This window comes from Rubrivirga sp., assembly GCF_049648075.1.
Lineage (GTDB): Bacteria > Bacteroidota > Rhodothermia > Rhodothermales > Rubricoccaceae > Rubrivirga.
Window position 1 is genome coordinate 1 of record NZ_JBARYR010000591.1, and the last position, 3088, is coordinate 3088.

General features: G+C 68.0%; 3 protein-coding genes and 1 pseudogene. All 4 read left to right on the forward strand.

Annotation, left to right across the window (positions count from 1 at the left end; translation table 11 throughout):
- A partial coding sequence (locus WBA11_RS16295; protein ID WP_424521707.1) for a thiamine pyrophosphate-dependent enzyme occupies window positions 1–855 on the forward strand: 855 nt, incomplete at its 5' end.
- A gap of 52 nt (window positions 856–907) precedes the next feature.
- The gene (ilvN, locus tag WBA11_RS16300; protein WP_424521708.1) at window positions 908–1477 is read left to right on the forward strand and encodes an acetolactate synthase small subunit; all 570 of its coding nucleotides are present in this window, start codon (window positions 908–910) and stop codon (window positions 1475–1477) included.
- Window positions 1478–1624: 147 nt separating this feature from the next.
- Window positions 1625–2659: a ketol-acid reductoisomerase gene (ilvC, locus tag WBA11_RS16305; protein WP_424521709.1), complete on the forward strand. Its 1035-nt coding sequence runs from the start codon at window positions 1625–1627 to the stop codon at window positions 2657–2659.
- Window positions 2660–2922: 263 nt separating this feature from the next.
- A pseudogene (locus WBA11_RS16310) lies at window positions 2923–3088 on the forward strand (3-isopropylmalate dehydratase); the annotation flags it as partial.

Consider the following 3088-nt stretch of genomic DNA (forward strand, 5'->3'; position numbering starts at 1 on the left):
GACCGCGTGACGGGCAAGCTCGAGGCGTGGGCGCCCCATGCCGAGGTCATCCACGTCGAGATCGACCCGTCGTGCGTCTCGAAAAACGTCTTCGCCGACTGCGCCATCCTTGGCCACGTCGCCGACGTCCTCGAGGACCTAGAGCCCCACCTCGAGCCAAAGGACACCGACGCCTGGCTCGAGCAGATCGACGGGTGGCGGTCTCAGGTCGAGGTCACGCCCTCGAGGACGGACGGCAAGCTCGGTCCCCTCGAGGTCGTCCACAAGCTGGGCGCCAAGGCCGGCGACCAGGGCGTGCTGACGACCGACGTCGGGCAGCACCAGATGTGGGCGGCGCAAGGGTTCGGCTTTGACCGGACGCGGAGCCACATCACGTCGGGCGGCCTCGGGACGATGGGCTTCGGCTTCCCGGCCGCCATCGGCGCGGCGCTGGGTTTGCGCGGCACCGACGCCGTGGTCGTCTCGATCAACGGCGACGGCGGCTTCCTGATGAACTGCCAGGAGTTGGGCGTGGCCGCGAAGCATCGGTTGCCGATCAAGCTTGCGATCTTGAACAACTCGCGGTTGGGGATGGTGCGCCAGTGGCAGGAGCTCTTTTTCGGCGAGCGCTACAGCGAGACCGACACCTCGGACACGAACCCGGACTTCGTCGCCTTGGCCGAAGCGTTCGGCTGCGTCGGAATGCGGGCCTCGACGCCCGACGAGGCCGACGCCGTCATCGAGGCCGCGTGGCAGGTCACCGACCGGCCCGTCCTGATGGAGTTCGTCGTCCCGAACGAGGAGATGGTCTTCCCGATGGTCCCGGCCGGCGCCGCCTCCGACGACATGATCCTGAAGCGGTTCTCGGAGGACTAGCCGACCTCGAGGTCTCCCCTCGCACCCACTCCGCCTCGTCCTCGAGGCCGCTATGACGCTCACCCAGCAACAGCTCATCCGCAAGCGCGCCGACGGCGAGACCGTCCTGGTCGACGCGCCCGAGCCGCCCCAGACGCACGCGCTGTCGATCTTGATCGAGAACCACGCCGGCGCGCTTAACCGCGTCGTCAACCTGTTCTCGGCGCGCAACTTGAACCTGGACAGCGTCTCGGTCGGCCCGACCGACGACGAGACCGTATCGCGGCTCACCGTCGTCACGACGGGTACGCGGCGCCAGGTTCGCCAAGCCGTGCGGTTGGTCCGCCAGTTGCTGGACGTCCTCGCCCTCGACGAGTTCACCCCTGACGACGCCGTGACGGAGCGAGAGCTCTGCCTCGCCAAGCTCGCCGCCGACGCGTCCTCGAGGTCGACCGTGATGGAGTTGGCGCGCGGCCTGGGCGCGACCGTCGCCCACACCGACCGCAACGCCGTCACGGTCCAGTTTATCGGCACCGCCCTCGAGGTCGACGCCTTTATCGAGGTCGTCGGCGAGCACAACCTGCTCGAGGTAGCGCGGTCCGGCCGGCTCGCCTTGCACCGCTCGAGGACACTTTCGCTTTAGAGGTTCAGGGTTCGCAAGGGCTCGTCCTCGAGCGCTGAGCCCCGAACCCTCGAGGACGAAGACACACCACACGACGGCTTCCGACCTTCCCGGAGCCGAACCCTGACCGCGCCAGCGAAGGCGCAGCCAACCGAGAACCCCGAACCTTTGACCGTCCATTACGAAGCTGATCCCGCCGTCATCCGCACCAAGACCGTCGCCGTGATTGGCTACGGGAGCCAGGGCCACGCGCACTCCCTCAACCTGCGCGACAGCGGCGTCGACGTCGTCGTGGGACTTCGCGATAGCTCCGCATCGGCCAGGGAGGCTCGCGACGCCGGCCTCGAGGTCGTGTCGCCGAGCGAGGCGGCACGTCGTGGCGACGTGATCATGCTGTTGGTCCCGGACCAGCACCACAAGAGCGTCTTCGAGGACGCCGTCTGCGAGCACCTGACGCCGGGCAAGGCGCTGGCCGTCGGGCACGGGTTTTCGGTCCACTACGACCAGGTCCAGCCGCCGGAGGGCGTCGACGTGTTCTTGGTGGCGCCGAAGTCGCCGGGGCACTTGGTCCGCCGCGTCTACACCGAGGGCGGCGGCGTGCCGTGCCTGGTCGCGATCCACCAAGACGCGACCGGCGGCGCCCTCGAGTTGGCCCTCAGCTACGCCGACGCGATCGGCGGGACGCACGCGGGCGTGATCGAGACGACGTTCAAGGACGAGACGGAGACCGACCTCTTTGGCGAGCAGGCCGTGTTGTGCGGCGGCTCCGAAGCGCTCATCAAGGCCGGGTTCGAAACCCTCGTCGAGGCCGGCTACCCCGAGGAGCTCGCCTACTTCGAGTGCCTGCACGAGCTCAAGCTGATCGTGGACCTGTACTACGAGGGCGGACTCGCACGCATGAACCACTCGGTCTCAGACACGGCCGAGTACGGCGGCCACGCCATCGGCAACCGCGTGATTACGGACGCCGTCAAGGGCGAGATGAAAAAGGTCTTGAAGGAGGTCCAATCGGGTGCGTTCGCGCGCGAGTTCATCGCGGACCAAGAAGCCGGCGGCCAGAAGCTGGCCGAGATGCGCGCGGCCTCAGAGGCGCACCCCATCGAGGTCGTGGGCAAGAAGCTCCGCGGCATGATGGGCTGGCTCAAGCCCGGCGGCGCCCCCGCGAGCTCGGCGCCGTCCGCTCCCACACCCGCCAAAGGCTAGCCGTCCTCGAGGACGACCACCGAACACGCGACCTCGAGGACGATGATTCATTGCACTCCACATCCGAGTCATCCTCGCGTAGGCGGGGATCCATGCAGCGCCGCTCGCGGCCTCGAGGTCGGACCGAGCATTGTGACCCCTCTCCCCGCGGGAGAGGGGACGTCGTAGGAAGCGTCGTCCTCGAGGACGATCTTTTGCAACCGACCTCGAGGTCGGACCGGGCACGCCCCCTTACCTCTTGCCCATTCCCCGTGCCCTCCGCTATGACCATCACCGAGGCCATCATCGCCGACCACGCCGGTCGGGACCGCGTCAGTCCGGGCGAGACCGTCTGGATCGACGTCGACACGCTGATGACGCACGACGTCTGCGGCCCGCCGACGATCGAGATCTTCAAGCGCGAGTTCGGCGAGCACGCCAAGGTGTGGG

Coding starts and splice junctions, on each gene's coding strand:
- ilvN (WP_424521708.1), top strand. CDS start 908: ATGACGCTCACCCAGCAACAGCTCATCCGCAAGCGCGCCGACGGCGAG.